29 protein-coding genes, 1 other RNA gene and 1 pseudogene are annotated in these 25,100 nt (G+C 61.1%); 19 read left to right on the forward strand and 12 right to left on the reverse strand.

Annotation, left to right across the window (positions count from 1 at the left end; translation table 11 throughout):
- Positions 1 to 159: 159 nt before the first annotated feature.
- Positions 160 to 609 (reverse strand): N-acetyltransferase family protein, encoded by a 450-nt coding sequence (locus ACVOK8_RS06725; protein ID WP_481566147.1) that lies wholly within the window; start codon positions 607 to 609, stop codon positions 160 to 162.
- 204 nt (positions 610 to 813) lie between these two features.
- Here ACVOK8_RS06725 and ACVOK8_RS06730 point away from each other — a divergent pair, with 204 nt between their 5' ends.
- Both ACVOK8_RS06730 and ACVOK8_RS06735 read left to right on the forward strand, forming a co-directional pair.
- A complete protein-coding gene (locus ACVOK8_RS06730) occupies positions 814 to 1,197 on the forward strand; it encodes a DUF7079 family protein (protein WP_481566148.1) in 384 nt (127 codons plus the stop codon).
- Between the two features lie 48 nt (positions 1,198 to 1,245).
- Positions 1,246 to 2,282, forward strand: a pseudogene (locus tag ACVOK8_RS06735) (IS3 family transposase).
- A gap of 151 nt (positions 2,283 to 2,433) precedes the next feature.
- Here the strand turns inward: ACVOK8_RS06735 and ACVOK8_RS06740 are convergent.
- Positions 2,434 to 2,763: a hypothetical protein gene (locus ACVOK8_RS06740; protein WP_481566149.1), complete on the reverse strand. Its 330-nt coding sequence runs from the start codon at positions 2,761 to 2,763 to the stop codon at positions 2,434 to 2,436.
- Between the two features lie 488 nt (positions 2,764 to 3,251).
- Entirely contained in the window at positions 3,252 to 3,698 is a 447-nt protein-coding gene (locus tag ACVOK8_RS06745) for a hypothetical protein (RefSeq protein WP_481566150.1), read from the reverse strand.
- Positions 3,699 to 4,762: 1,064 nt separating this feature from the next.
- Here ACVOK8_RS06745 and ACVOK8_RS06750 point away from each other — a divergent pair.
- Positions 4,763 to 5,431, forward strand: a complete 669-nt coding sequence (locus tag ACVOK8_RS06750) for a KilA-N domain-containing protein (RefSeq protein WP_481566151.1) — start codon at positions 4,763 to 4,765, stop codon at positions 5,429 to 5,431.
- A gap of 109 nt (positions 5,432 to 5,540) precedes the next feature.
- On the opposite strand, the gene ACVOK8_RS06755 is transcribed toward ACVOK8_RS06750, so the two are convergent.
- The gene (locus ACVOK8_RS06755) at positions 5,541 to 6,278 is read right to left on the reverse strand and encodes a DUF1353 domain-containing protein (RefSeq protein ID WP_481566152.1); all 738 of its coding nucleotides are present in this window, start codon (positions 6,276 to 6,278) and stop codon (positions 5,541 to 5,543) included.
- Positions 6,279 to 6,402: 124 nt separating this feature from the next.
- Here ACVOK8_RS06755 and ACVOK8_RS06760 point away from each other — a divergent pair, with 124 nt between their 5' ends.
- From ACVOK8_RS06760 to ACVOK8_RS06770, 3 genes are read left to right on the forward strand one after another with little or no spacing between them, the layout of a single operon-like run.
- The gene (locus tag ACVOK8_RS06760; protein ID WP_481566153.1) at positions 6,403 to 6,891 is read left to right on the forward strand and encodes a glycoside hydrolase family 24 protein; all 489 of its coding nucleotides are present in this window, start codon (positions 6,403 to 6,405) and stop codon (positions 6,889 to 6,891) included.
- A complete protein-coding gene (locus tag ACVOK8_RS06765) occupies positions 6,891 to 7,178 on the forward strand; it encodes a hypothetical protein (protein WP_481566154.1) in 288 nt (95 codons plus the stop codon). The genes ACVOK8_RS06760 and ACVOK8_RS06765 overlap by 1 nt, the downstream gene beginning before the upstream one ends.
- Positions 7,175 to 7,642 (forward strand): lysis system i-spanin subunit Rz, encoded by a 468-nt coding sequence (locus tag ACVOK8_RS06770; protein WP_481566155.1) that lies wholly within the window; start codon positions 7,175 to 7,177, stop codon positions 7,640 to 7,642. The genes ACVOK8_RS06765 and ACVOK8_RS06770 overlap by 4 nt, the downstream gene beginning before the upstream one ends.
- Positions 7,643 to 7,678: 36 nt before the next feature.
- Here ACVOK8_RS06770 and ACVOK8_RS06775 read toward each other — a convergent pair whose 3' ends face one another.
- Positions 7,679 to 7,870 carry a hypothetical protein gene (locus tag ACVOK8_RS06775; RefSeq protein WP_481566156.1) on the reverse strand — a complete coding sequence of 64 codons (192 nt, stop codon included), beginning with the start codon at positions 7,868 to 7,870 and terminating at the stop codon, positions 7,679 to 7,681.
- Positions 7,871 to 7,969: 99 nt separating this feature from the next.
- Between ACVOK8_RS06775 and ACVOK8_RS06780 the strand changes: the two genes are divergently transcribed.
- The 5 genes from ACVOK8_RS06780 (at position 7,970) to ACVOK8_RS06800 (ending at position 11,126) form a co-directional block, all read left to right on the forward strand.
- Positions 7,970 to 8,194, forward strand: coding sequence for a hypothetical protein (locus ACVOK8_RS06780; RefSeq protein ID WP_481566157.1), 225 nt, complete (start codon positions 7,970 to 7,972; stop codon positions 8,192 to 8,194).
- Between the two features lie 144 nt (positions 8,195 to 8,338).
- A complete protein-coding gene (locus ACVOK8_RS06785; protein WP_481566158.1) occupies positions 8,339 to 9,331 on the forward strand; it encodes a tail fiber domain-containing protein in 993 nt (330 codons plus the stop codon).
- Positions 9,332 to 9,528: 197 nt separating this feature from the next.
- Positions 9,529 to 9,849 (forward strand): zinc ribbon domain-containing protein, encoded by a 321-nt coding sequence (locus ACVOK8_RS06790; protein ID WP_481566176.1) that lies wholly within the window; start codon positions 9,529 to 9,531, stop codon positions 9,847 to 9,849.
- 160 nt (positions 9,850 to 10,009) lie between these two features.
- Positions 10,010 to 10,291 (forward strand): hypothetical protein, encoded by a 282-nt coding sequence (locus ACVOK8_RS06795; protein ID WP_481566159.1) that lies wholly within the window; start codon positions 10,010 to 10,012, stop codon positions 10,289 to 10,291.
- A gap of 298 nt (positions 10,292 to 10,589) precedes the next feature.
- The gene (locus tag ACVOK8_RS06800; RefSeq protein WP_481566160.1) at positions 10,590 to 11,126 is read left to right on the forward strand and encodes a Csu type fimbrial protein; all 537 of its coding nucleotides are present in this window, start codon (positions 10,590 to 10,592) and stop codon (positions 11,124 to 11,126) included.
- A gap of 191 nt (positions 11,127 to 11,317) precedes the next feature.
- Here ACVOK8_RS06800 and ACVOK8_RS06805 read toward each other — a convergent pair whose 3' ends face one another.
- Both ACVOK8_RS06805 and ssrA read right to left on the reverse strand, forming a co-directional pair.
- Complete coding sequence (locus tag ACVOK8_RS06805; protein WP_481566161.1) at positions 11,318 to 12,568, reverse strand: tyrosine-type recombinase/integrase; 1,251 nt, start codon at positions 12,566 to 12,568, stop codon at positions 11,318 to 11,320.
- 104 nt (positions 12,569 to 12,672) lie between these two features.
- Positions 12,673 to 13,026, reverse strand: a transfer-messenger RNA (tmRNA) gene (gene ssrA, locus ACVOK8_RS06810).
- Between the two features lie 420 nt (positions 13,027 to 13,446).
- Here ssrA and ACVOK8_RS06815 point away from each other — a divergent pair.
- Positions 13,447 to 15,009: a CsgG/HfaB family protein gene (locus tag ACVOK8_RS06815; RefSeq protein WP_481566162.1), complete on the forward strand. Its 1,563-nt coding sequence runs from the start codon at positions 13,447 to 13,449 to the stop codon at positions 15,007 to 15,009.
- Between the two features lie 228 nt (positions 15,010 to 15,237).
- On the opposite strand, the gene ACVOK8_RS06820 is transcribed toward ACVOK8_RS06815, so the two are convergent.
- Positions 15,238 to 15,606: a DUF6713 family protein gene (locus ACVOK8_RS06820; protein WP_481566163.1), complete on the reverse strand. Its 369-nt coding sequence runs from the start codon at positions 15,604 to 15,606 to the stop codon at positions 15,238 to 15,240.
- Between the two features lie 176 nt (positions 15,607 to 15,782).
- Between ACVOK8_RS06820 and ACVOK8_RS06825 the strand changes: the two genes are divergently transcribed.
- Positions 15,783 to 16,373, forward strand: coding sequence for a hypothetical protein (locus tag ACVOK8_RS06825; protein ID WP_481566164.1), 591 nt, complete (start codon positions 15,783 to 15,785; stop codon positions 16,371 to 16,373).
- Here the strand turns inward: ACVOK8_RS06825 and ACVOK8_RS06830 are convergent.
- Both ACVOK8_RS06830 and smpB read right to left on the reverse strand, forming a co-directional pair.
- The gene (locus ACVOK8_RS06830; protein ID WP_481566165.1) at positions 16,370 to 16,789 is read right to left on the reverse strand and encodes a GNAT family N-acetyltransferase; all 420 of its coding nucleotides are present in this window, start codon (positions 16,787 to 16,789) and stop codon (positions 16,370 to 16,372) included. The two genes, ACVOK8_RS06825 and ACVOK8_RS06830, sit on opposite strands and share 4 nt — an antisense overlap.
- Positions 16,789 to 17,292, reverse strand: coding sequence for an SsrA-binding protein SmpB (gene smpB, locus ACVOK8_RS06835; protein WP_481566166.1), 504 nt, complete (start codon positions 17,290 to 17,292; stop codon positions 16,789 to 16,791). Before smpB ends, ACVOK8_RS06830 begins: the two co-directional genes overlap by 1 nt.
- A 56-nt stretch (positions 17,293 to 17,348) precedes the next feature.
- Between smpB and ACVOK8_RS06840 the strand changes: the two genes are divergently transcribed.
- Positions 17,349 to 17,777: a type II toxin-antitoxin system RatA family toxin gene (locus ACVOK8_RS06840; RefSeq protein WP_481513579.1), complete on the forward strand. Its 429-nt coding sequence runs from the start codon at positions 17,349 to 17,351 to the stop codon at positions 17,775 to 17,777.
- A gap of 3 nt (positions 17,778 to 17,780) precedes the next feature.
- Positions 17,781 to 18,038: an RnfH family protein gene (locus ACVOK8_RS06845; protein WP_481566177.1), complete on the forward strand. Its 258-nt coding sequence runs from the start codon at positions 17,781 to 17,783 to the stop codon at positions 18,036 to 18,038.
- A 21-nt stretch (positions 18,039 to 18,059) separates the two neighbouring features.
- Here ACVOK8_RS06845 and ACVOK8_RS06850 read toward each other — a convergent pair whose 3' ends face one another.
- The gene (locus ACVOK8_RS06850; protein WP_481566167.1) at positions 18,060 to 18,449 is read right to left on the reverse strand and encodes an outer membrane protein assembly factor BamE; all 390 of its coding nucleotides are present in this window, start codon (positions 18,447 to 18,449) and stop codon (positions 18,060 to 18,062) included.
- Positions 18,450 to 18,553: 104 nt separating this feature from the next.
- On the opposite strand from ACVOK8_RS06850, the gene fur reads away from it, so the two are divergent.
- Positions 18,554 to 18,964 carry a ferric iron uptake transcriptional regulator gene (gene fur, locus ACVOK8_RS06855; protein WP_282271992.1) on the forward strand — a complete coding sequence of 137 codons (411 nt, stop codon included), beginning with the start codon at positions 18,554 to 18,556 and terminating at the stop codon, positions 18,962 to 18,964.
- Positions 18,965 to 19,301: 337 nt separating this feature from the next.
- On the opposite strand, the gene recN is transcribed toward fur, so the two are convergent.
- The gene (recN, locus tag ACVOK8_RS06860; RefSeq protein ID WP_481566168.1) at positions 19,302 to 20,969 is read right to left on the reverse strand and encodes a DNA repair protein RecN; all 1,668 of its coding nucleotides are present in this window, start codon (positions 20,967 to 20,969) and stop codon (positions 19,302 to 19,304) included.
- A 184-nt stretch (positions 20,970 to 21,153) separates the two neighbouring features.
- On the opposite strand from recN, the gene grpE reads away from it, so the two are divergent.
- The 3 genes from grpE (at position 21,154) to dnaJ (ending at position 24,994) form a co-directional block, all read left to right on the forward strand.
- Positions 21,154 to 21,669 carry a nucleotide exchange factor GrpE gene (gene grpE, locus ACVOK8_RS06865; protein ID WP_481566169.1) on the forward strand — a complete coding sequence of 172 codons (516 nt, stop codon included), beginning with the start codon at positions 21,154 to 21,156 and terminating at the stop codon, positions 21,667 to 21,669.
- 145 nt (positions 21,670 to 21,814) lie between these two features.
- Positions 21,815 to 23,734, forward strand: coding sequence for a molecular chaperone DnaK (dnaK, locus tag ACVOK8_RS06870; RefSeq protein WP_481566170.1), 1,920 nt, complete (start codon positions 21,815 to 21,817; stop codon positions 23,732 to 23,734).
- Between the two features lie 132 nt (positions 23,735 to 23,866).
- The gene (gene dnaJ / locus ACVOK8_RS06875; RefSeq protein ID WP_481566171.1) at positions 23,867 to 24,994 is read left to right on the forward strand and encodes a molecular chaperone DnaJ; all 1,128 of its coding nucleotides are present in this window, start codon (positions 23,867 to 23,869) and stop codon (positions 24,992 to 24,994) included.
- Positions 24,995 to 25,100 lie beyond the last annotated feature (106 nt).

A 25,100-nucleotide genomic window follows, 5' to 3' on the forward strand; every position in this document is an offset into this window, starting at 1 on the left:
GGCTAGGATTTATCTGACAAGGCCGTATGCCGAAGAGGGCTGGAAGGTTGCTCTGGGGCGCTTGAATCGCCAACCAGGTGTGCGCCGATATCGACGTGAGGGTCGCGTGGATGGGCTGATCTTGGGCGGCTTCTCTGGTCGACCAAGATCGGTGCTGTCTTACGGTGTGATCGCGTAGATGTAGAAGTCGTTGTCCCGCGCCCACCCGAGACCCTCATAGAGTCTTTGTGCTGGAATATTGTCCTTCGCGGTCTGCAGCTCAATGCGCTCGGCGCCAAGCCCCTTCGCAACCGAAACGGCAGCAACCATCAGCTCTCTGGCCACGCCCAGGCGGCGAGCGTCTGCAGACACAAACAGGTCGTAGAGAACGTAGCTTTTCGTAGCACCAACGGAGTCGAACAGTGGATAGAGTTGGGTGAAGCCGAGAAGATTGCGTGCGGAATCAGCCGCAACCAGGATCAAGGAAGATCCCTCCAGCAGACGGGCGCCAATGAACTCCTGCGCCAAGCCGGGATTGGAAACTTGACCATAGAACTGCCGGTATTGATCAAAGAGCGAGGCGACGGGTTCCATGTCAGCAGCAGTGGCAGGACGAACGGAAATTTCCATTTTCTATCTCCTTGCGATTGGTTTTGATGACTTGGACGGCGACTAATCTGATTGTTCGAAGAGCAGGCAATGCAACTGATAATCTGCACGTAGCAAGATCACGTCATGGTGCGACCCGATCCAGATCCAAGCAAGTTGCAGGTGCTGTGTGCACCATCTCCGATGACGGGCGGCACGGGAGCAGCTATCTGGTAGCTTGCTGGCATGAGACCACCATACGAAGACATTCAGGATCGCGCTCCGGTGTGGGATCACATGCAGAATTTCTGGATGGATACCGACCCGTCAATTGTTCTCGCAGACATCGCTCGCGCATGCACAGAGTCCAAGTACTCGCTTGAAGAGCTGGAGGTCATCTTCTGGAATGAAGTGCGTCCTGCCGTTTCATTCAACATGGCATTGCTTCCTGCGCCCGAGTGGGCCGGATTCGAGATCGACTGGCTCAAAGCGCGCGTGCTTCGCAAATCCCGGTTCGGCAAGCCCCTGCCTCGCAAATGGCTGCATCCGTATTCGGCAAACTGGTGGCGCGAGCTCAGTGCCGGCATTGTCCGGCACAGAAGTGACGAGCCGACGTCGCCCCGATTTTGAGTAGCGCGGCGATTTGGAGTTCAATCCCCAACGAGACGGAGATTGGACATGAAGAAACGCTTTTCCGAAGAACAGATCATTGGCTTCCTGCGTGAGGCAGAGGCCGGCATGGCGGTGAGAGAGCTGTGCCGCCGACACGGGTTTAGTGAGACGTCCTACTACCTGTGGCGCAGCAAGTTCGGGGGCATGAGTGTGCCGGAGGCCAAGCGACTCAAGGAGCTGGAGGCGGAGAATGCCCGGCTGAAGAAGCTGCTGTCCGAACGCTGGTGCGGCATTTGATGGAGCGCGGTCTCACAGAGAGGCGGGCACTGGCCGTGGTACGGATGAGCGCCAGCGCACTGCGCTATGTCCCGCGCCCCGATCGCAATGTCGAACTTCGCGAGCGGATCCTGGCGCTGGCACAGCGACACAAACGCTACGGCGTGGGGATGATCTACCTGAAGTTGCGGCAGGGGCAGTGGACGGTGAATTACAAGCGGGTGGAACGCTTGTATCAGGAGGCCAAGTTGCAGGTGCGTCGGCGCAAGCGTAAGAAAGTGCTGCTGGGCGAGCGTCAACCGTTGCTGCGGCCGGAGGCAGCCAATCAGGTCTGGTCAATGGACTTCGTGTTCGATCGCACAGCCGAGGGTCGTGTAATCAAGGCGCTGACGATCGTCGACGATGCCACGCACGAGGCGGTAGCGATTGAGGTGGAGCGGGCGATCTCCGACTACGGCGTGGCACGGGTGCTGGCCCGGCTGGCACTGACCCGAGGTCTGCCGCAGGTGATCCGGACCGACAACGGCAAGGAGTTCTGCGGCAAGGCGATGGTGGCATGGGCCTACGAGCAAGGCGTGCAGTTGCGCTTGATCCAGCCAGGAAAGCCAAATCAGAACGCCTACATCGAGAGTTTCAATGGCCGCCTACGCGACGAATGCCTCAACGAGCACTGGTTTCCCACACTGCTGCACGCACGTACCGAGATCGAAACCTTGCGGCGGGAATACAACGAGGAACGACCGAAGAAGATCTTAGGCGGCCTGACACCGACCGCCTATGCCCAACAGTTGGCGGCCAAAGCCGCTACGATTAAATCTGGACTCTAAAGGGCCCCGCTACTGAAAGCGGGGGACGTCGCCCACGTCCTTAGCTCCCTGCCACCCATGAAAAAGCCCTGTCCCCTACGGAGTTGGCAGGATAACAGGGCTTTTTGGGTGTTGCCTGTGTGGCCAGGGGGCGGGCTATGTCCCCTTAACCTCAACGGCTGCAGGTTCCGGTGTAAGCAATTTTTCCGACTGAGTCGCTGAACCCGGTTCTGGCCAGGCTCTTCACAGCCTTCGTGAACTGACGGGTTTCAACGATGGGATTGCTGCAGCCATTGGCAGTGGAGTGCTGCTCTATCCACTTCATTCTTATTGCTTCGGCAGCCTCGCTGTCGGGAGGGTAGTTGGCGGCAGTTAGCGCCGTCATTGCCCAGGTGGCTGTTCCCGTCATCTGAAAGTCGGTGATTGAGTTGCGGTCCATGTTGTGGACGGTCGCGCAACCAGCCAATGCAAAAATCAATGAAGCAACAACAATTGAGCGCATAGGTCCTCCAATAACCGGCTCTTCGAAGGTTCAGGGTAGTTAGACCGCGATCGGCCTCACACCCTTGCGCGGAGGATAGCAGGGCTTCGGAGGGGGTGCCTGTGGTGACGCAACGGGTCTGCAGGGCTGCTTCTTCAGTTTCCACCTGCTCAATGTGTTGCTGCGTTGCAGAAGGAATCGGATACGGGACTGCACTAATCTCATCCTCGCTCGAAATACTCGAGCTCACCTTGGGGATCTACATGCAGAAGTGGCTAAGGAAGGTCGTGGCAGTCTCGGCTGTAGCTTTGGCAGTTGCTGGTGGAGTCGCTACGGCAGCTCCTCCGTGTAGTGCAGGGTGTATGACGCTCAAAAGAGAGTGCTTATCGGAAGGTAAGGGAGCAGCAGCATGCGAGCTGGTCTATCAAGATTGCCTCCAGTTCTGTAACTCGAACGGTTGAAGTAAAAAACCCCGCCAATCGGCGGGGTTTTTGTTTGGGTCGTGTTGGCTACTTGGCCTTCTTTACCGGCATCTTCGTCTCGGGCCGCTTCGGCAACTCTCGGTAGACGTTGGAGCCGTGGGCTTCCTTCCGGGCCTTGGCGACCTGGAGTTCTAGCAGCTCGTCGTGGAGGGGTTGGATCTTTGACCAGCGGAGAAAGCCCCATCCGGACAGTGCCATGCCTGCAAAACAGGCAAACAAGAGCACTCCTCCATTGGTATCGCGGTCCTTAATCTGGATTTTGATCATCTTCTCGAGCACGGGCAGATGCTCTTTCTGGACAGGGCTCTCGCTGGCCTTCAGGTCGGCGATCTGCTTTGCGAACGAAACAATGCGGTCATTGGCGGACTGGTGAAGGACTGTAAGGCCGATCATCGTGGCAATGATGAGCGCGAGCCCGAATAGGGCTGCGAATTTGTAGAGGTTGTCGGTTGGTACGGGGACATTCGGCTGCATCCGTGCTGCTCCTGGTTACTCATTCTTGGTGGCGGGCTTGGGCTATAGCTATTTATTGTCTTCCGTGAAAGCCCGGCAGCCCTCAATGAAGGACTGTGAATTGCCGTGGCACTCATCAGGACTGGTGACACCATGCGCCTGGGCCCAATCGTAACCTGCCTTGTGCCCACTACAGTCTTGTGTGCATCTGTAACCGCCGAAGCTGCCATTCGTAGCCAAGGCCGATGGTCTTGGCTGGGGAGCTGGTCGGATCGCGGAAATGACGACACAGCCAGGTGAGGCGCGCAACATGTACTCGGGAATCCCGTCCGCGCCGATACACCGATAGAGGGGGCGAGTGTTTGGTGCCTGAGTTCGATCCACATATCGGTAGTTGATCACCCTGCAACCATTTTCTCCGGGAAGCGGCTTGGTTGTGTAGTGCCTAACCCCATCTCGCATGCAGGCGTAGACGGAACCCGCTACAACCTCGTTGGCTGCTCGTGACGCCATAGGCAAAAGGCAGAAAAAGCAAAGCACCAAAGCTGTTGATCGCATGAAACACCCCCCCAGGCCCCAGACGGGCGGAGAGTAGCACCAGCTAGGGCGGGGTGCCTGAGGGCGTCTCGCATTCACGGAATGCAAGCTTCAAAGAAACCCTTGATGTAGCTCGAAACGCTTGCGGCACTAGGGTTACAAAAGTTTCAAGTCCCGAAAATCGGATTTTAGAGTTGACCGTCACAAATTGGGCAGTAACCTTGGTGGTGAGTTCCGGGCAGTTTTCCCCGCCCCGAGCTCTGGAGGTTCTACCTCCACAAAGAGAAACCCCACCTAGCGCTAACTAGATGGGGCGGATGTTTTCCCATTTTGTACTGCAACCACTGCGTCGAACCTGGTTCGTACGCCGTCCGGAACTTCCCCCTCCGGACGGCCGCCAGTCTAAGGATTTGAGACAAAAAGTGTCAAATCCAGGCTATTCAGCCAGGCCCGATGCCCTTCAGATCAATGAGGTATCGAGCAATGCCAAACTGTAAGAAGAGCTGTTGTGCCGTTACATCGAGCCGTTTTGCGGCACTGGAGGGTCTATGAGCCAGATCATCCAATTGGGGTTTCAGGGCCGCGAGGTGGAGTTCACCAGCGATGGTTGGTTCTCAGTAACCACGGCAGCCGCCTGCTTCGGAAAGAACCCAACCGAATGGCTGCGCCTGCCAGAAACAACCAAGTACATCGAGGGGCTGGAGCGTAAATACGGGAAAATCCCGTATTTGAAAACCTCGCGTGGTCGGGGTGGCGGCACCTGGCTCCACCCCAAGCTGGCGGTGCGGTTCGCCAGGTGGCTCGATGTGGACTTCGAGATTTGGTGTGACGAGCAGATCGATACCATCGTGGGAGGCGCGAGTTCTCGTGTATCTGCACGAAGTGCGGCCGCCAGTAGCCATAAGGTCATGTGCAAGATGTTGGAGACAACCCGCCGCGCCGAAGGCAAGGAGACGAAGCACTTTCACTATGCCAACGAATGTAGGCTTGTGAACTGGGTTGTCGGTGCAGGCTTTGAAGCCCTCAATCGCGACCAGATGACCGCAGAGCAACTCGATGCAGTTTCTAGCGCCGAAATTCAGAACGCTGTAATGATCGGGTCACGCGTCCCGTACAGTGAGCGCAGAGAGGCTTTCGAACAGCAGAGATTACCGCCTTCGACTGATCAGTCGCTGCCGCGGAAGTTGTCGAGGAAAAGAGTTTCGAAAGCTGCTTAAAAGGAAACCCCGCTTAGGCGGGGTTTTTCTTCGTTGGTGATGTGGCTCATCCGATAGCGATGTATCCCAAAGAGAAGAAGCCCGCAGATGCGGGCTTCTGGGTGTACCGCTAGGTCGCCTTCGGGACATCCCGTCGATCGCCAATGGCGCAGAAGGACGAAGCCTGCTCGAAACCAGGGTCTGAAACGCCAAGGGCCTTCAGTCGGGCATGGAATGGAGTCCAGGATTCACCTGCGGCCAGATCTCTATGATGTTCGGGAACCACTCGAAAATCGCCGGACCCGCGAGCGCGTCGATTCGAGTTGAAGGCGTGTGAGCCGGCTACCGACAATGCGGTCGATATCTTCAGTCTGTCTGCTGGGCCAACTTTGCTTTCCAGCATGGCTATGTACATCAAGTTGTCCGCCTGAGTCTTTGTGCAGGGCTGCGCCCAGTACAAATAGTCGTGAACGATGGCGGCCAGTGCGAACTCGCCTGTGTTCGACATGAGGCTCCGAAGCCATTGCGGGACACTGGCCCTGTCGTGAACAAAACCAGCCGGGATAATGATCTGCTGATCACTGTTTCCGATCTTGTATTTCAATGGAGCAAGTAGCATTAGATGCTCGCCATCCGCGAACTCCAATTGGCCCACAGGCTTCATTCTCGCGTCAAACTGGCCCCGCGCCTCAATCAGTGCCGCGAGATTTTGAGCCTCTTGGAGGGCGACTTTCGTCTCGAGGTCCGAGACCTTCTGGCGCAAAGCCGCGTTCTCGTGGCTGAGCTCTATCGTATTCTTGGTGAGCAAGCCCGCGGCTACGGCGACGACCAGCGAAACAGCAACTATGACAACCGTTTTGGTGCCCATTTCTGATCCCCCTGTCCATGGATGGCCAAAGCCAGTATTTGCCGCGGCAGGTGCTGTAGTTCTCCGTTGACCCCACGCCGCGCCAGCTCAGCATATCCCCAATCCAACAGGGGTGTGCAGACAGATGGCCGATATCTCAGAGACCACAGCAGGGGGGCGCAATGTCGGGGCATTCCTGGACATGCTCGCTTGGTCGGAGGGCACCGATAACGGCAGGAAGCCGACGCGGGATCGCGGTTACGACCTGATCGTCGGCGGCCAGCTGTTCCGGGGCTACGCCGACCACCCGCGCGTGCTGGTAGACCTACCCAAGCTGCGGATCCAGTCCACTGCCGCCGGTCGCTACCAGCTGCTGCGCCGCTACTACGACGCCTACCGCAAGACGCTCAACCTGCGCGACTTCTCGCAGCTGAGCCAAGACCTAATCGCGCTGCAGCAGATCCGGGAACGCCAGGCGCTGCCGCTGATCCAGGCCGGGAAGATCGTTGAGGTCATCTCCAAGGTGCGGAATATCTGGGCCAGCTTGCCGGGCGCAGGCTATGGCCAGCACGAGCAGAAGCTGGATCGGCTGCTGGACGTGTACCGACAGGCAGGCGGGGAGGTGGGCAAGTGATGGATATGACGGGTGCCGAAGTGGCGACTGGCGGCGCCGTCGCTTTACTTGGGAAGTTCCTCTGGGACCGTTTCGTTTCGACAGAAGGCCGCAGCTACAACGCCTTGGTAACGCAGCAAGCAGATCGAATGAATGCACAAGAAGCTCGATTGGTAACGCTCGAGCAGGGGCTCGATGAAGAGCGCAAGGAGCGCCGGGCTGCAGAGTCCAAGGTCTATGAGCTGACCATGCGGATCATGCACCTCGAGTTCAAACTCAAGGAAGCCGGCATCGGGGTGCCGAAATGAACCGGACGCTGATCGTCGTCGTTGCCTTCGCAACTTGGTCCGTCGGCATGTTCGCCATTGGCTGGGCTTGGCGTGGTGACCGTGCAGCTGGTGCCGAAGCCAAGCTGCAGGCCAGCACCAGTGCCGCCGCTGTCGAGCAGATCGCCCAGGTGCGCGCCATCGAACACCAGCAGGCCGACACCTTGGCCACCATCGGAGAGAAGCATGAAGAAGATCGGGCTGCGGCTGAGGTCGTCACTGCTGCTGTTGTTGCTGACCTGCGTGCTGGCAACCTCCAGCTGCGCCGGCAGTGGGCAGCGTGTGAAACCAACCGCGTGTCCGAGTCCGGAGCCGGCGCCGCCGAACGTAATGCGCTCGCCGACCTACGAGCAAAGGATCAGGGCGATCTTGTTCGAATCGGAAGAGACGCCCACGACCAAGTCGAGGCATGCCAGGCCGTGATCTCGGCCAATCAAAAACACTAAGACTGGCCCCCCGACAAGCGGGCCAGTCCTCACGCATTACGGCGCCGGGCAGGCCTCTGCCTTGCAGTTCGCGTAATTCTGATAGCACTGAGCCTCGGACATCGCGCCCTTCGTCAGGCATCGGTTGAGGCTGACTTCGCACATAGAACATGGTGTGACCTGCGCAGAAGCGAGGCCAGATGCAGCAACCAGCAGGAACAGCACGGTCTTCAAGGTCTTCTTGATCATCACGTCAGTCCTTTGTTTGCCCTGGATAGGGCCGCGTAACCATATCAACCGAAGCGCACGCAGGTTTGTGCGCCGCGGCACACAGCACTGAGGTGAGCAATGGCTGGCAAGAAGATCAAGCTGAAAGACCAGCTGGGGCGCGTCATCAACGTGCCCGTGGCGACGGCGACGGCTGCGCCAGTAACCCCGCCGGCAACGCAGCCCGAGACCGCCCGGCCTGTGGCGACCGTCTGGAAGCTGATCCGCGAGATCCCGCAGAACATCCAGAAGCTGGCTAAGCTGCTCGGCACCGGCTTCACCACGCGCGGCTCTGATGGCGAGTGACACCAGCGCTCGATCGAGGAGGGCGAGGGCATCGCTGTTGCCGATGGTGACGGCGTCGCCGGAAATCCGACCGTCGCCCTGGCAGAGCTGGCTAATGCAGGCGGCGGCACGCTGCAGAAGACCCTGCGCGATGACTTCGGGCGCGTGGCCGGCACCAGTGCGGCGACGACGACAGATCTGGCCGAAGGCACCAACCTCTACTTCACCAATGCCCGTGCTGATGCCCGAGCCTCCGCAGCGGTGGCCACCCATGTCGCGCAGCCCAATCCCCACGCTCAGTACGCGATGCACGGCGATGGATCGAAGACGGGTTTCCTTCGTGCAGATGGACTCTACACGAATGAGCTGGAGAACAATGGTGACCAACGCTTCGTGATGCGCGCGGCATCCGACACGCTTGTCCCTAACTACACCGGCCACCGCGCACGCGGAACTCTCGCCTCCCCGAACGCCATCGCTGCTACCGACACAATGATGCTGTTCGTAGCAGGCGGCTGGAACGGGTCGGAATACAAGATCAGCGCCCGTGTTCGGATGCGTGCGGAAGAGAGCTATACGAGTGCGGCATCAGGGTCCGGCCTGCTGTTCGAAGCGACGCCGATCGGCGCGAATGCGGCGGTGGTTCGCATGCGAATTGATGGCTTTGGGAACATCCTCCCCGGCGCGGACAACACCCAGAATATCGGCAGCGCATCAGCACGACCAAAAGAGATCTTTACAGCCACGGGAACGATCAACACCTCGGACGCCCGTGAGAAGACCCCGGTACGTCCGTTCACCACTGCGGAACTGGTGGCAGCGGCAGAGCCGGGGCGCGAGATTGGTGCGTACCAGTGGCTGGCGATGCTTGCCGAAAAGGGCGGAGCGGCCCGGCAGCACATCGGCCTGACCGTGCAGCGGGCGATTGCCATCCTGGAATCGCAGGGCCTTGACCCATTCGCCTACGGCTTCATTTGCTATGACCAGTGGAACGAGCTGCCGGAGATTCGAGACGAGGACGGCGAAATCGTCCAAGAGCACCGCCCAGCGGGCGGCCGCTATAGCTTCCGCATGGATGAGTTGCTGGCGTTCATTGCCCGAGGATTGGTGCACCGGCTGGATGCCGTAGAGCAGCGACTGGCCGCTGCTGGCCTTTAGATAAACCCCTTCAGGCGCTGTACGCAATCTTCGACGACAAGCGGCACCCGTTCTACGAGCACAAGATTGCGGCGTGAGGCTATGCGTTTCCTGTCGGGGATGCACTGACTTGCTGGCTACAGCAAGCGCCTTTAGCATCGCGCGACGTAACAGCGCCAGTCCCCATTCGGCGCGAGCTAAGGAGAGTATGCATGGCAATGATTGCTTGCAGAGAGTGCGGCAATGAGATCAGCACAACAGCGAAAGCATGCCCCAAGTGTGGTGCAGTTGTGCCAGGACCAAAGATATGGCCCTGGGTTGTAGGAATTCCAGCGGCGCTTTCCTTGGCCGTTTATCTCGTCAGCCTTACGCCTCCTGAGTACATAGGTAGGGCAGCAAAGGTCCGCGCATCTTGCGAGAAATATGTGTCATCGAACCAGCTATACATGTGCGAAAAAATCTACAACGACGAGATTGAGAAAGGTCGCGCAGCGTCTTGGCGGTGGTGGGATCGCAAGCGACCGAACGTTGTGGAGTGACATAGGCCCGCGCCAATCGCGGACCACTTTGATGACTGGAAGGGATGTGTTGCTGAGAGCATTAGGCACATAGCGCGAGAGTCAATAGATCAGACACCCCCCCCAGTGCGACGGGTGCTCTAGTCCCAGCCCCTGAGACGGCCCGGCGCGATGCTGGACCATGCTTCCAGAAAACTTCAAATGGGCGAAGGTCGCCGACTTCGAGAGCCAGCTGACCGCGATCTACGTCAATGATCTGGCCGTTTCCCGGCTGGTCGAGCGGCTGGGCGGGTCTTGGTTTGTGAAGCTTGGCTATCACCTCCCACCACCAAACGGAGCGGTGCTGCACCCGTCGCGCAACTGCAGGAACTACGAGACGGGCAGGGCGGGCTGCGAGGAATGGGCGCGTCGGCATGAGGCCAGGTTGCGGGCCGAGACTGCCGCGATTGCACTGAAGAAGTAGGGAAGTCGGTAGCAATGTGTGCTGCCCCGCCAAACGTCGTGCTGATAGACGCTGCCTTCCGAGTTCTATCGAACCGACAGCGTGGCGGCGGGCTCTAGCTCCGACCTCCACAGCTTGTCGGGGCAGACTACGTGGATGCTTTTTTCATCGTGCTTTTTCTGACGAAAAAGGACGTTGTCGGCTGTTATACAACAGTGTCGTAAGAGGTAAATTCCTTTCAAATCAGCTATTTCAGGCTGCTACACTCCGCCCGCCAAACACCTGCGCACTGCGGGCCAAACATCCAAAGGGAGTGGTGATGCGCACTTCAAAGCTCAATGCAGGACTTTTTTTCGCCGCTTTGATGGTGGCATCAACCGGCTGTATGGCGGGCAATGTCACTGGTACCATCAACTCAAGCCTGACTCTTGTAAGTGGCTGCCAGGTTAACGGATCAAGTGCAAGCACCGGCGTTGACTTCGGGACGCTAAATTTTGGAACCCAATCAAATCTGTTCACGACGTCAACCGGCCAAGTGTTGAGTTCTGGTGGCGGTTCTATGTTGATCCAGTGTTCAAAAGGAGCCATCCCGGTCGTAAAGATTGGCGGAGGCGCTAACGACGGGCAGTCATCTGGCGGAACTCGCGCAATGAAAGGCCCGGGCGGAAACTACGTACCTTATGATCTCTATTGGGATGCCGGAGGCACTGCGCTGTTGGCTGTCGGCGCAACGATTACCTTGTCCATCAGTACGGGCGCCGCCCGAACTGTCAACGTCTACGGTCGTGCAGTTGGCAAGGCAGGGCTTCCTGCTGGCACCTATATCGATACCGTTGCAATCGAACTGTCTTTCTGATGGTGTGGGGCAGGTGAAGTCGGCCCTGACCTGCAGGCGCTTATCCGCGGCACTCGGCCAGGTCGTGAGGAGAGGGGACCGAGGTAAGCTCGGCACTGCAGTCGAGCGACAATTCGGACTGCAAATTATTCCTCGATCTATTCCGGCCGGGACTGCCGAGCTTGGCTCGGCACTTCTCCCGAAGCTCCGGATTACTGCGCTTTGGCCGGCTGATTCCTGAGCTTGTCCAGATAGTCAGCCCATTCCTGCATCATCTTCTTCCGCTCAGGCAGGTGCGAGGTCCGGTTGTAGGACCGGCCGTTAGGGTCGCGGACTTCGTGCGCCAGCTGGTGTTCGATGATGTCGGGCCGGAAGCCCAGCACTTCGTCCAGGATCGTGCGGGCGGTGGCGCGGAAGCCATGACCAGTGACGGTGCCAGTCTGGTAGCCCATCCGGCGCAGTGCTGCAGTGACGGCATTCTCTGACATCGGTCTGTCGCGCGATCGGGCAGATGGGAACACGTAGCGCGCCCGGCCGGTAAGCGGCTTAATCTCCTCCAACACCGGCAGCGCCTGTTCTGACAGCGGGACCATGTGAGCCCGCCGCATCTTCATGCGCGCGGCCGGGATGGTCCAGGTCTTGGCGTCCAAATCAAACTCGGCCCATTCGGCCTGCCGCAGCTCCCCGGGGCGCAAGAAGACCATCGGCGCCATCTGCAGCGCACACCTGACAACCATCGTGCCGCTGTAGCCATGCATCGTTCTGAGCAATGGCCCCAGCTCGGCGGGGTCAGTAACCGCAGCGTAGGTATTGTCCGGCGGCGACGCGAGGGCGCCGCGCAGGTCGGCCACCGGGTTTCGTTTGGCCCTGCCGGTGGCAATAGCGTAGCGCATGATTTGGCCACAGTTCTGCATGATTCGGTGGGCGGACTCGATCGCGCCGCGGCCCTCGACTCGCCGCGCCACGGCCAGAAAGTCGGTGGCCTCCAGTTCTGCCGCCGGCCTGCTGCCGATCCACGGGAATACGTCGTTGTCGAGCCAGGCCGCGACCTTGACCCGGTAGCTGTCCACCCAGTCCCGTTTGGTCAGCCATTCCCGGGCGACCACTTCGAAGGTATTGGCGCCCAGCTCGGCGCGGGCCGCCGCCGCTGCCTTCTTGTGCTCGCCGGGGTCGACACCTCTGGCCAGCAATTGGCGGGCGTCCTCGCGGCGCTGGCGGGCGAGGGCAAGCGAAACGTCCGGGTAGACGCCAAGCGCCAGCCGCTTCTCCTTGCCGTCGAATCGGCACTTCAGGCGCCACCACCGGCCGTCCTTTGGGGAGATCTCCATGTAAAGGCCGCCACCGTCGAACAGCTTCTGTGTGCGGCTGGTTGGCTTGGCCTTCCGGATGGCCACATCGGTCAGTGGGGGCATGTGATTCGTCACTGGGGGCAGATGCCCCAAAATATGCCCCCACCGTCTCATGGTCTGCAACGCAACGGGACGGACTGCGACGGAAACAAAAAAGGCCGGAAACCCGTGCTGCTATTGGGTTTCCGGCCTGATCGGGACCTTGACGGTCCATCTAATGGTGGAGGTGGGCGGAATTGAACCGCCGTCCGAAGGCACTCCATCCCCGGCACTACATGCTTAGCTCACCGTTGGGTCTCGTCCTGTGGCAGCACGGTGTGCAAAGCGCACCCCAGGACCAGCCTGTTTTGGTTAAGCCGTGACTGACAGGCAGCCGTCACAGCCGGTTCCGTGATAATGACCCTACATCCACGAGCACGGGCACAAGTGGGTTCGGGGCTTACGCCTTAAGCGGCGAGAGCGTAGTTGTCGTCGTTGGCAACTAGAGTTTTGCAGCTGGATTTACGAGGAAAGCTACCCCCTCGGCATGCGCCAAGCGACTTCACAACCCCCGTCGAAACCAGTGCACCCCCGGTTAAGCGTTGATTTGTAACGACTTTTGGGTGAAACGTGACGAAAAGCTGCCAAAAGTCTCGCTGACAGCGTGAATGCTACAGCCAAAGAGCTGAACAGTCACGCATGCGTGGAGCGCTCGGTGATCAGAAGGCAGAGACGACCATCATTGTGCCTTTCCATTCCGCCAGCCCGTATAGACGTAACAGTGCAGTGGCCAAAAGGGGGAAGGCTCGCGTTGGAGCCGCCAGCGCGCTATGCCGATTGCCCACGGTTGTTGGCCGGGTCTGCCGGGGTGGCTCTTACGGCCCCCATTTATAGTTATGACTTGTTAACATATGTGACGGAAGCGTGAGTTCGCAGGCTGATGCGGGCTTTTATTTGATTAGGACGATTCATATCCGCAACTTCGCATGGAGTGCGGAAACAGGGGGATAAACATGAAAACCACCATCCATCGGCCTGCCGTTCTGGCAGCCGGTTTCATCGCGCTCGTGTCGGCGACGGCGAGCTTTCCAAGCCAGGCGTTCCTGGGTATGTCATCGGATAAGTGCAAGGCGCCGCAGGGCAGTCTGCGCATCGTCGAGCCGGATGACGGCATGGGAATCTGGGCGACCTACGGCCTGCCCGCACCTACCCGCATGCTGCGGGTGCTGGTCAACGATTCCAAGTGCTTTACCGTGCTTGATCGCGGCGCCGGGTTTACCGCAGCGCAGGCTGAGCGCGAGCTGGCCATGGGCGGGCATTTGCAGGAAGGTCAGAATATCGGCGGTGGGCAGATGCGTGGCGCGGACTTCGTGCTGGTACCGGATATCGTGTCGCAGAATCCCAATGCTGGTGGCATGAGCATCGGCGCGGGCGCATCCAATGGCGGTAGCAAGCGGGGCTTGATGGGGGCGATGATGAACGTTGCCACCTTGGGCGTGGCAGGCAAGCTGTCGACGAAAAGACAGACCGCCGAAGTGGTGCTGACCCTGGTTGATGTACGCACGTCCGAGCAGCTCGTCAGTGTGACCGGCGAAGCCAAAATCACCGACAAGGCGTGGGCGGCAGCCGTGTCTGCCTCGAACCTGCAGGGCAGTGCGGGGGTAAATGCTGGCAGCTGGGACAACACCGAGATTGGCAAGGTCATCAAGGAGGCCTACGAAGAGGCCTATGAGCGGATGGTTGAGGAGGTCAGCAAAAAGCGCGGCGTTTTGGCCAATCGCAATGTGCCGCAGGCAACCCGTGGAGTGGCGCCGGTAGCGCCACCGGATGCCTACCAGACGCTGGCTGCATCGCAAGCCAGGCTGGCCAATGTCGCTGCAGCAAGGTTGCAAGGAGGGCCTGCCATGCCGGGGCAGATGACGCAGCATGGCGTGGATCACGTGGTTGGCGGCAATGTCGCGTCGGCCGCAATGGGCGCGATGACTGAATCTGGCGGCATGGCTGGCGCTGCGGGTCAGGTGTTGCAGCAGGTTGCAGGCCAAGGCGAGGGTGCCGGTGTGGCGCAGGCTGCGATGGGAGCTGTGGCGCAGCAAGGTGGCATGTTGGGTGCTGCCGGCCAAGTGGTGCAGCAGGTTGCAGGTCAGGGCGTCGGCGCAGGTGTGGCGCAGGCTGCCATGGGCCTGGCAGCCCAGCAAGGCGGCATGATGAGTGCAGCGGGGCAGGTGGCACAGCAGGTTGCAGGTCAGGGCATCGGCGCAGGCGTGGCGCAGGCTGCGATGGGCTTGGCTGCCCAGCAGGGCGGCATGGTCGGTGCAGCGGGGCAGGTGGCGCAGCAGGTTGTAAGCCAGAATGTAGTCGCCGGTGGCCAGATGGCCGCAGCTGCAGAGACCATGATGTTGCATCGCATGGCGCGATTGCTGGCCCAGCCGGATAGCCAGGCGACTGTGGTGGCTGAACTCAAGCCGGGCATGCTCGCTTATCCCACGGGCGGGCGAAATGGCGGAATGGTTGAAGTCGATGATGAAATGGGTAACCGTGGTTGGCTGCCGTCGGTGGTCCTTGGTGTCAAACAGTAAAAGCTGACCAAGCGCTTCCAGAACATCTCCGTTTGGTACTACAGAACGGAAAGGCCCGCCGAGCGTGAGTGCTTCGCGGGCTTTTTTCGTATTTTGGTCAGGGCTGGGAGTCGGCCTGTCGGCGACAGTGCCACCTCGGTAAGGCGCTGATTCACTGGGCGCGGTGGACGATATTTTGACCCAGGCCTCGCTGGCATCACGAATGCTGCAGGGGAAAAGCCTGAAAAGTCACCCGTGTGAATTGGGGTTGTGGCGGGCCTTTAGCAAAAGGCCGGTGCCGCTTACCAGACAGGCGACGATGGTCGCGATGGATAGCGGCAGGCCGAACTGCTGGTTTCCTACGGCGGCAAAGCCGGCATGGAGCAGGGCGGTGAGAACACCAATGCCGCCGCAGAGCAGGGCATAGCGTCTTGCTTGTGGCGTGCCAAGAATCACTTGCCGATAGCCGTGGAGCAGCAAGCCAACTGCCAGCGCGTTGAAGAGCAGGAAACCTTGAATGCCGCCGGGTACATGGAACATGTCCCATTCGTGCCAGTAGGCAGCATCTATCTGGTGAACGATCAGCGACAGAAGTGTTGCGGTGTACCAGCGATCCATAATCAAAGGGCTCCTTGTTGGAGCATCAGTCTAGTCAACTATCTTCGCAACTACTTGTAGGTGCGGCAGTGCATCAGCTTGCAGAGATCGAGTGAGGCTTAACGTCGCGCCGACTTTTCTGCGACGTTTGTCACTGGACCATCGCTACCATCAAGTTCGTGACGGTGAGGGTGGTCATGCAGCAGCGCGGTTCGCGCAGCCTGCGATTGTTGGCGGGTGAAGTTGCGGCTGGGTTTCGGCGGCGCGCGCTGGCACCGGTCGTGTTCTATCTGATGCTGGCGGTTGTGGCGTTGATCACGGCGCGGCTTGGACGCAGCCATTGGCCGCAGCTCGCGCCGTTGGTGCTGCTGCTTTGTGGCGGGTTGCTGGGCTGGGTGCGGCAGGTGCGCCGGCGCTGGCTTGGCGTCTATCTGTTGGCGGCTGTGCTGCTGTTGTTGCTGCAGTCGCCTTGGTCCGGGCTTGCCGCTGCTGGGGTCGAGCGGGTGGCTGTCGTCGCGATGGCCTTGGGCTTGGCTCTGTTGCTGGTCCATACCGCGCGGGTGTTGCGGTTCTCGCGCGCGCTGCAGCTGCAGGTTGATGCTTTGGACGATGCTGCGATTCTTGCCTTGCTGCCGCCGGAGGCTGCCGAGGACGCGCGGCGGTGGCTGGGCGGTGATGACCGCAAAGCTGCTGAGTTGAGCGAAGTGGTCAGCTTGAGCGTGCTGTACGCGGCCTTGCAGGCGCCTGGAGCCCAACGACGCGATCTGCGCCGGATACTGATCGGCTAAAGCGTCTTGCGCAGATAGATGCGCTCATGGCCGGGGGGAAAGTCGGGCAGTCGGCCGAAAACCTCGTAGCCATGCCGAAGATAGAACCCTTCAGCCTGCCAGTCGAAGGTATCCAGCACAACGCTGTGCGCGCCTGCAGTCTTGGCCTGTTGTTCGGCTTCCAGCAGCAGCTGGCTGCCCAATCCCTGGCTGCGCAACTCCGGGTCAACCCACAGCACATGGATGGCGAGCCAGCCGGCGCAGATATCGCCGAGCAATCCGCCGCGCAGGGTTCCGTCCTGGTCATGGCTGGCCAACTGCAGTGGCAGCTCATCGAAGCTATTGCCACTGGCCTTGCGATTGAAGGCCAGCAGCTGCGCACAAAGCGCTTGTACATCCTGCGCGCTGGCTGCCTGCACCGCGCGCTGTGCAGACATCAGGCGTTGCGGTTGTGGGCACGCATCGCGCGCTGCTTCTCGCGGTCCCAGTCGCGTTCCTTGGCGGTATCGCGCTTGTCGTGATTCTGCTTGCCCTTGGCCAGCGCGATCTCGATCTTGATCTTGTTCTTGCTCCAGTACATCGCGGTGGGGACCAGCGTGTAGCCTTCGCGCTCGACCCGGCCGATCAGTTTGTCGATCTCGCGACGGTGCAGCAGCAGCTTGCGCTGGCGGCGGTCTTCCGGAACGGTATGGGTGGAAGCCTGGATCAACGGAGTGATCTGCGCCCCGATCAGGAATATCTCGCCATCGCGCACATAGGCGTAGGCGTCGGTCATGTTGCCGCGGCCAGCACGGATCGCCTTGACCTCCCAGCCCTGCAGCACCAAGCCGGCTTCGACCCGCTCTTCCAGATGGTATTCGTGGCGCGCGCGCTTGTTCAACGAGATGGTTTTGTCGGCCGTCCCGCTCTTTGCTTTATCCTTGCTTTGTTTCTTGCTCATTTCCGTATTGTCTCCGATTCGGGGGCTCCCCGAACACTTTCTGTATCTGTATCGCCATGACTACCATTCGTCGCAGCGCGCTGGTCGAACACTCCGCCGAGCGCATGTTCAATCTGGTCAACGATGTCGCCGCCTATCCTGGCCGGTTCCGCTGGTGTGACAAAGCGGAAATCCTGGAGCAGGGCGAGGAGCGGCTGGTTGCCCGGCTCGACCTGGGGCTGGGTTCGTTCCGGACCTGGTTCATGACCGAAAACACCTTGCAGCGCCCGCACAGCATCGATATGAAGCTGCGCGAAGGCCCGTTCAAGCGCCTGCACGGCCGCTGGGAGTTCCATTCGCTGTCCGAAAGTGCCTGCAAGGTCACCTTGGAGCTGGAGTTCGAGCCGACCTCGCGGCTGTTGGGGCCGGCCTTGGCGCTGGGCTTCCAGGGCTTGGCCGATCGCATGGTCAACGATTTCGTGCGTGTGGCCGATCAGGAAGCCTAAGTGATGCGGGTAGAGGTGGTACTGGCCTGGCCGGACCGTTACCAGCAGCGGCAGCTGGAGCTGCCTGAGGGCTGCACGGTCGCCGATGCGGTGGCCGAGGCGGCGCTGGAGGGCGCTGCTGAGGTGGTGGCGATGGCGGTGCACGGTGTGCTGGCGCGTCCGCAGCAGCTGCTGCAGGACGGTGACCGGGTGGAACTGCTGCGCCCGTTGCTGGCCGACCCCAAAGAAAATCGCCGCCGGCGAGCGCGCGGCGGCGATTGATCTTGCGACGGGTGCGCTGGATCAGCGGCCCTTTTTCTTGTCCTTGGCCAGGTTGCGGCCGAACTGGCGCACGCTATTGCGTGCCAAGTCGCCGTCCTGTACCGGGAAATAGTCGCCTTCCCAGCGGGTGACCTGGTCGTTCTCGAAGAACACGACGAAGTTTTTCACCTCGGTCTTGCCCAGGCGGTTCACGCGCTGGCTGGCGGTGTAGTCCCAGCGCTGGGCGTGGAACGGGTCAGCGATGGACGGCGTGCCGAGCAGCGCATTGACCTGCTGCTTGCTTTGGCCGACCTGCAACTGCGCCACGGACTGTTCACGGATCAGGTTGCCCTGATAGATGGGCTGCTTGTAGATGATGCCGCAGCCAGTAGTGGACAGGGCGACAACGGCGATCAACAGGAGGTTGCGCATTAGGTAGGGCAGTTGAGGAAATCAGGTCGATGATACACTCCCCGGCACCCAGCGCGATCTGACCGGAGATAACTGGCGTTAAACCGCCAATGAACACGATGGCTATGGAATCCAATGACCTGCGCAAAGTCGGCCTGAAGGTTACGCATCCGCGGATGCGCATCCTTGCCCTGCTTGAACAGAACACCCCCCAGCACCACCACCTCACCGCCGAAGACATCTACCGCCAGCTGCTTGATTGCGGTGATGAGATCGGGCTGGCCACGGTTTACCGTGTGCTGACCCAGTTCGAGGCGGCTGGGTTGGTCCTCAAGCACAATTTTGAAGGCGGCCAGGCTGTTTATGAGCTGGACCGAGGTGGCCACCACGACCATATGGTGGACGTTGACTCGGGCAAGATCATCGAGTTCGAAAGCCCGGAAATCGAGGAGCTGCAGCGGAAGATCGCGGCAGAGCACGGTTTCGAGCTGGAAGAGCACTCGTTGGTGTTGTACGTGCGCAAAAAACGTAAGTAAGGCGTTGGCGGCGCGGCCTTCGGGCTGTTGCTGCTGAATTGAAAACACCGGCCAATGGCCGGTGTTTTTGTTTGTGTTCGACCCTTTGCCGAAGGCAAGGGGGTTTGGATGTAGTGCCGAGCCATGCTCGGCAGGGGCTCTCCCAGGGCACTGTCAGGGCCCACTGTAGTGCTGAGCCATGCTCGGCAAGGGCGTCACTGATAAAGCGTCAGGGGGGCTTTAGGATCTGAGCTTTAGGAGCCAAGAGCTGCCCTCACCCCAACCCCTCTCCCGCAGGCGGGAGAGGGGCTTTAGAGCCACAGCTACGGCACAAAGCAAAAGCCAAAGCCCCCCGCTATCAGGCTTCCGTCAGCAACTTCCGCGCCGCGGCCCGCGCTTCCTTGCTCACCTCGGCACCGCCCAGCATCCGCGCAAGCTCTTCTTCACGGCCCTTGGCATCCAGCAGCTCAACCGCGCTCTGGGTCATGCCTTCCACCGGTGCCTTGCTTACCCGGTAATGGCTGTGGCCCTTGGAGGCGACCTGCGGCAGATGGGTCACGCACAGGACCTGACGGCGTTCGCCCAGGGCGCGCAGCTTCTTGCCGACGATATCGGCAATTGCCCCGCCAATGCCCGAATCCACTTCGTCGAAGACCATGGTCGGTACGGCATCCAGGCCCAGTGCGGCGACTTCGATGGCCAAGGAGATGCGCGACAGCTCGCCGCCCGAGGCGACCTTGCGCAGGGCGCGGGCCGGCTGGCCGGCGTTGGCGGCGACCAGGAATTCGACCCGCTCCGCGCCATTCGGGTCCGGGCGCAGCTGCGCTTGCGGTTCCAATTCGATCCGGAACTGACCGCCGCCCATACCCAGCTCGCCGATCAGCAGGGTGGTGGTGTCGGACAGGGAGGCGGCGGCCGCTTGGCGGCTGCTGGAAAGGGTTGCTGCCGCGGCTTGCCAGCGGGCGGCGGCCTTGTCGATCTCGCCGGCCAGCTTGGCCAGGCGTTCGTCGGCGCCGTGTAGCTGCTCCAGCTCGGCTTCGAGGCGGTCGCGGGTGGCGGCCAGCTCTTCCATTGGCACGCGGTGCTTGCGGGCCAGGTCGTGCAGGCGGCTTAGTCGACGCTCGATGTCTTCGAAGGCTTCCGGGTCGCTGTCCAGGTCGTCCTGGACCCGGTCCAGTTGGGCTAGCGCTTCGTGCAGCTGGATACCCGCCGCGTCCAGCATGGCGTCGACCTCGCCGAGGCGGGCGTCGTGCTGGCTGACCCGGCCCAGCTCATTTCGCACCTGCTGCAGCAACGAGAGCAGGGAAGGGCCGTCCTCATCACCATTGAGCAAGCCGCCAGCGCGCTGGCAGGCTTCGATCAGGGCGGTGGAATGGGCCTGGCGGCGGTGGTTGGCGCCGAGCGCGACGATTGCCGCAGGCTCCAGGTCTTCGCGTTGCAGCTCGCCGAGCTGGTGCTCAAGAAAGCCGATCCGGTCGGAGACGTCGCCTTGCTGGGACAGCGCATCGCGCTCGTCCAGCAGCCCCTGCCATTGCGCCGCAGCGCTGCGCACAGCACTGCGCTCAGCTTCATTGCGGGCAAACGCGTCGAGCAGGGCCAGCTGGCTGGGCCGCGACAACAGCGCCTGCTGGTCGTGCTGGCCGTGGATCTCGACCAGAAAGCCGGCCAATTCCGACAGCTGCGACACCGGAACCGGGCGGCCATTGATGAAGGCGCGCGAGCCGCCGTCGGCGCGGATCACGCGCCGCAGCTGGCATTGTTCCTCGTCGTCCAGCTCGTTGTCGCGCAGCCAGCTGCGCGCCGGGGCGTCGTCGTCCAGGCTGAATTCGGCCGACAGCTCGGCGCGGCTGGCGCCATGGCGGACCACGCCGGAGTCGGCGCGCAGGCCGGACAGGAAGCCTAAAGCGTCCACCATCAATGACTTGCCGGCGCCGGTCTCACCGGAAACGACAGTCATGCCTGGGCCGAACTCCAGTTCGGTGGCGCGGACAACGGCAAAATCCTTGATCGATAGATGTCTGAGCATGGCTGGCAGGTCTAGGGGCCGCGCAAAGCTAGCATGCGGGCCGGGCAGGTCAATGTAGGACAGGCGATGGCCGGCCCAGATTAGGAACAATGCGTCTCATGGAGTGAGCCGGAGCCTTGAAACTTTCGGTACAGCCCACATACGGGTCGGGGTAGGCGGCAGAACATCCGCCAAGGAACCGAAAATGAACCAAGAGCACACTGAATTCGACCCCGAGAACGCCGCCATGGGCGGTGACGACGCGCACCACGACCAGATCGAGGCGCTGCGCGCCGAGCTGGAGCAGGTCAAGGCCGAATCGCTGCGCGAACGCGCCGATCTGGAAAACCAGCGCAAGCGTGTGGCCCGCGACATCGACCAGGCCCGCAAGTTCGCCAACGAGAAGCTGCTTGGCGACCTGCTGCCGGTGTTCGACAGCCTCGATGCAGGCTTGGCTGCCGCTGGCAGCGAGCCCAATCCACTGCGCGAAGGTATGGAGCTGACCTACAAGCAGCTGCTCAAAGTAGCCGCTGACAACGGTCTGGTCCTGCTGGACCCGGCCGGCCAGGCCTTCAATCCGGAGCATCACCAGGCCATCAGCCAGGTGCCGGCACCGGCAGGCGTGGCTCCGGGCGCGGTAGTGACCGTGTTCCAGAAGGGCTACCTGCTCAACGAGCGCCTGCTGCGGCCGGCGCTGGTTGTGGTGGCCCAGGCCGACTGATCGGCCGCGCTGGCTGGCCGCTGCCTAAATCAGGCGCGGCTGCCGGCAAACAGTGTTCCGGGGATGACTTGAATGTCATCAGGTCCTTCCCCATATCCCATTCATCCCCGGCGGCTGCCGGCAAACGAATACTCAGGAGTCCCCCATGGGCAAGATCATTGGTATCGACCTCGGCACCACCAACTCGTGCGTGGCGATCATGGACGGCGGCAAGGCCCGCGTCATTGAAAACTCGGAAGGCGATCGCACCACGCCCTCCATCGTCGCCTACACCAAGGACGGCGAAGTACTGGTGGGTGCCTCGGCCAAGCGTCAGGCCGTCACCAACCCGAAGAACACCTTCTATGCGGTGAAGCGCCTTATTGGCCGCAAGTTCACCGACGCCGAAGTGCAGAAGGACATCGCCCACGTGCCGTACGGCATCCTGGCGCATGACAACGGCGACGCATGGGTACAGACCAGCGATGCCAAGAAGATGGCACCGCAGGAAATCTCTGCCCGCGTGCTGGAGAAGATGAAGAAGACCGCCGAAGACTTCCTCGGTGAAAAGGTCACCGAAGCGGTCATCACCGTGCCGGCTTACTTCAACGACAGCCAGCGCCAGGCCACCAAGGACGCAGGCCGCATCGCCGGTCTGGATGTCAAGCGCATCATCAACGAGCCGACCGCGGCTGCCCTGGCCTATGGCCTGGACAAGGGTGACAACAAGGATCGCAAGATCGTTGTGTACGATCTGGGCGGCGGCACCTTCGACGTGTCGATCATCGAGATCGCCAACGTCGACGGCGAGAAGCAGTTCGAAGTGCTGGCCACCAACGGTGACACCTTCCTGGGCGGCGAAGACTTCGACAACCGCGTCATCGAGTACCTGGTCGAAGAGTTCCAGAAGGACCAGGGCATCGACCTGCGCAAGGATCCGTTGGCCCTGCAGCGCCTGAAGGACGCCGCCGAGCGCGCCAAGATCGAGCTGTCGTCCGCGCAGCAGACCGAAGTCAACCTGCCGTACGTCACTGCGGACGCTTCCGGTCCGAAGCACCTGAACATCAAGCTGACCCGCGCCAAGCTGGAAAGCCTGGTCGAAGAGCTGATCAAGAAGTCGATCGAGCCGTGCCGCGTTGCGTTGAATGACGCCGGGCTGCGTTCGAGCGACATCAGCGAAGTGATCCTGGTCGGTGGTCAGACCCGCATGCCGAAGGTGCAGCAGGCTGTTACCGAGTTCTTCGGCAAGGAACCGCGCAAGGACGTCAACCCGGACGAAGCTGTGGCACTGGGTGCTGCGATCCAGGGCGGCGTGCTGGGCGGCGACGTCAAGGACGTGCTGCTGCTGGACGTGACCCCGCTGTCGCTGGGTATCGAGACCATGGGTGGCGTGTTCACCAAGATCATCGAGAAGAACACCACCATCCCGACCAAGGCCTCGCAGACCTTCTCGACCGCCGAGGACAACCAGTCGGCCGTGACCGTGCACGTGTTGCAGGGTGAGCGCGAGCAGGCCCGTTACAACAAGTCGCTGGCCAAGTTCGACCTGTCCGGCATCGAGCCGGCACCGCGCGGCATGCCGCAGGTCGAGGTGTCCTTCGACATCGACGCCAACGGCATCCTGCACGTGTCGGCCAAGGACAAGAAGACCAACAAGGAACAGAAGGTCGAGATCAAGGCCGGTTCGGGTCTGTCCGAGGACGAGATCGCACGCATGGTCGCCGACGCGGAAGCCAACCGCGAAGAAGACAAGAAGTTCCAGGAGCTGGTGCAGACCCGCAACCAGGCTGATGGTCTGATCCACGCCACCCGCAGCGCCATCACCGAGCATGGCAGCAAGGTTGGCGGCGACGTGATCGGCAAGGTTGAAGCCGCACTGGCCGATCTGGAAACCGCAATGAAGGGCGACGACAAGGCGCAGATCGAAGCCAAGTCGAAGTCGCTGGAAGAAGCCGGTCAGGCGCTGTTTGCCGCTGCTTCCGCTGGTGAGCAGGGCGGTCCGGCTCCGGGCGACGACGCTGGTGCCCAGTCCAATGACGACGTAGTGGACGCCGAGTTCACCGAAGTCAAGGACGACAAGAAGTAAGCAAGGCCGGCGTTGTACCTGGGGATTCGGGATCCGGAACTACTGTTCCGGCTTCCGGATCCCCTTCCGGTATCTGCAATACCAAGCTTCCGTCCCTGATTCCCAACCCCGATTACAGAACCTCATGTGCCGATGAAACGCGATTATTACGATGTACTGGGCGTAGCCCGCACCGCCACCGATGAAGAGTTGAAGAAGGCCTATCGCCGTTGCGCGATGAAGCACCACCCGGATCGCAACCCGGGCGATGCTGCCGCTGAAGCTGCCTTCAAGGAGTGCAAGGAGGCGTACGAAACCCTGTCCGACGGCAATAAGCGGCGCATGTACGACGCCCACGGCCACGCTGCGTTTGAACACGGCATGGGCGGTGGTGGCGGTGGTCCGGGTGGTCCGGACATGAATGATATTTTCGGCGACATCTTCGGCAATATTTTTGGCGGAGGTGGCGGCGGTCCGCGTCAGCCGCGTCGCGGTGCCGACATCGGCTACGTGATGGAGTTGGACCTGGAAGAAGCGGTGGCCGGCGTTGAGCGCCGCATCGAGATTCCGACCCTGGCCGAGTGCGGTGATTGCGACGGCAGCGGCTCGGAAGACCGCAAGGTCGAGACCTGTAATGTCTGCGGTGGTCGTGGCCAGGTGCGTGTGCAGCGCGGCATCTTCGCCATGCAGCAGGCCTGCCATAACTGTGATGGTCGCGGTCAGATCATCAGCAAGCCGTGCAAGACCTGCCACGGTAACGGTCGCATCGAAGAAGACAAGGTGTTGTCGGTCAAAGTGCCGGCAGGCGTTGATACCGGTGACCGCATTCGCCTGCAGGGCGAGGGCGAAGCTGGTCCGGCCGGTGCACCGGCGGGCGATCTGTATGTGGAAGTGCGCGTGCGCGAGCATGCGATCTTCACCCGCGACGGCGATGACCTGCACTGCGAAGTGCCGGTGCGTATCTCGCAGGCAGCGCTGGGTGACGCAATCCGTGTCGCCACCCTGGGCGGCGAAGCGGAAATCCGCATCCCGGCCGAGACCCAGACCGGCAAGCTGTTCCGTCTGCGTGGCAAGGGCGTCAAGTCGGTGCGCAGCCGTACCGAAGGTGACCTGTACTGCCGCGTCGTGGTGGAAACCCCGGTCAATCTGACGGCAGAGCAGCGCAAGTTGCTCGAGCAGTTTGAAGCCACCTTCAGCGGCGACGAAGCGCGCAAGCACTCGCCGAAGTCGGCAACCTTCATCGATGGTGTAAAGGGCTTCTGGGAACGCATGAAGTCCTAAAGCGTCACCTGTAGTGGGGGGGGGGGGGGGGCGGGGCGGGGGGGGGGGGGGGGCGGGCGGGCGGGGGAGCGGGGCGGGGCCGGGGGGGGGTGTGGTGAGGGTGTGT

It is taken from the genome of Stenotrophomonas sp. STEN083, from assembly GCF_056759195.1.

Coding starts and splice junctions, on each gene's coding strand:
- ACVOK8_RS06725 (WP_481566147.1), bottom strand. CDS start 609: ATGGAAATTTCCGTTCGTCCTGCCACTGCTGCTGACATGGAACCCGTC.
- ACVOK8_RS06730 (WP_481566148.1), top strand. CDS start 814: ATGAGACCACCATACGAAGACATTCAGGATCGCGCTCCGGTGTGGGAT.
- ACVOK8_RS06740 (WP_481566149.1), bottom strand. CDS start 2,763: ATGCGCTCAATTGTTGTTGCTTCATTGATTTTTGCATTGGCTGGTTGC.
- ACVOK8_RS06745 (WP_481566150.1), bottom strand. CDS start 3,698: ATGCAGCCGAATGTCCCCGTACCAACCGACAACCTCTACAAATTCGCA.
- ACVOK8_RS06750 (WP_481566151.1), top strand. CDS start 4,763: ATGAGCCAGATCATCCAATTGGGGTTTCAGGGCCGCGAGGTGGAGTTC.
- ACVOK8_RS06755 (WP_481566152.1), bottom strand. CDS start 6,278: ATGGGCACCAAAACGGTTGTCATAGTTGCTGTTTCGCTGGTCGTCGCC.
- ACVOK8_RS06760 (WP_481566153.1), top strand. CDS start 6,403: ATGGCCGATATCTCAGAGACCACAGCAGGGGGGCGCAATGTCGGGGCA.
- ACVOK8_RS06765 (WP_481566154.1), top strand. CDS start 6,891: ATGGATATGACGGGTGCCGAAGTGGCGACTGGCGGCGCCGTCGCTTTA.
- ACVOK8_RS06770 (WP_481566155.1), top strand. CDS start 7,175: ATGAACCGGACGCTGATCGTCGTCGTTGCCTTCGCAACTTGGTCCGTC.
- ACVOK8_RS06775 (WP_481566156.1), bottom strand. CDS start 7,870: ATGATCAAGAAGACCTTGAAGACCGTGCTGTTCCTGCTGGTTGCTGCA.
- ACVOK8_RS06780 (WP_481566157.1), top strand. CDS start 7,970: ATGGCTGGCAAGAAGATCAAGCTGAAAGACCAGCTGGGGCGCGTCATC.
- ACVOK8_RS06790 (WP_481566176.1), top strand. CDS start 9,529: ATGATTGCTTGCAGAGAGTGCGGCAATGAGATCAGCACAACAGCGAAA.
- ACVOK8_RS06795 (WP_481566159.1), top strand. CDS start 10,010: ATGCTTCCAGAAAACTTCAAATGGGCGAAGGTCGCCGACTTCGAGAGC.
- ACVOK8_RS06800 (WP_481566160.1), top strand. CDS start 10,590: ATGCGCACTTCAAAGCTCAATGCAGGACTTTTTTTCGCCGCTTTGATG.
- ACVOK8_RS06805 (WP_481566161.1), bottom strand. CDS start 12,568: ATGAGACGGTGGGGGCATATTTTGGGGCATCTGCCCCCAGTGACGAAT.
- ACVOK8_RS06815 (WP_481566162.1), top strand. CDS start 13,447: ATGAAAACCACCATCCATCGGCCTGCCGTTCTGGCAGCCGGTTTCATC.
- ACVOK8_RS06820 (WP_481566163.1), bottom strand. CDS start 15,606: ATGGATCGCTGGTACACCGCAACACTTCTGTCGCTGATCGTTCACCAG.
- ACVOK8_RS06825 (WP_481566164.1), top strand. CDS start 15,783: ATGCAGCAGCGCGGTTCGCGCAGCCTGCGATTGTTGGCGGGTGAAGTT.
- ACVOK8_RS06830 (WP_481566165.1), bottom strand. CDS start 16,789: ATGTCTGCACAGCGCGCGGTGCAGGCAGCCAGCGCGCAGGATGTACAA.
- smpB (WP_481566166.1), bottom strand. CDS start 17,292: ATGAGCAAGAAACAAAGCAAGGATAAAGCAAAGAGCGGGACGGCCGAC.
- ACVOK8_RS06840 (WP_481513579.1), top strand. CDS start 17,349: ATGACTACCATTCGTCGCAGCGCGCTGGTCGAACACTCCGCCGAGCGC.
- ACVOK8_RS06845 (WP_481566177.1), top strand. CDS start 17,781: ATGCGGGTAGAGGTGGTACTGGCCTGGCCGGACCGTTACCAGCAGCGG.
- ACVOK8_RS06850 (WP_481566167.1), bottom strand. CDS start 18,449: ATGCGCAACCTCCTGTTGATCGCCGTTGTCGCCCTGTCCACTACTGGC.
- fur (WP_282271992.1), top strand. CDS start 18,554: ATGGAATCCAATGACCTGCGCAAAGTCGGCCTGAAGGTTACGCATCCG.
- recN (WP_481566168.1), bottom strand. CDS start 20,969: ATGCTCAGACATCTATCGATCAAGGATTTTGCCGTTGTCCGCGCCACC.
- grpE (WP_481566169.1), top strand. CDS start 21,154: ATGAACCAAGAGCACACTGAATTCGACCCCGAGAACGCCGCCATGGGC.
- dnaK (WP_481566170.1), top strand. CDS start 21,815: ATGGGCAAGATCATTGGTATCGACCTCGGCACCACCAACTCGTGCGTG.
- dnaJ (WP_481566171.1), top strand. CDS start 23,867: ATGAAACGCGATTATTACGATGTACTGGGCGTAGCCCGCACCGCCACC.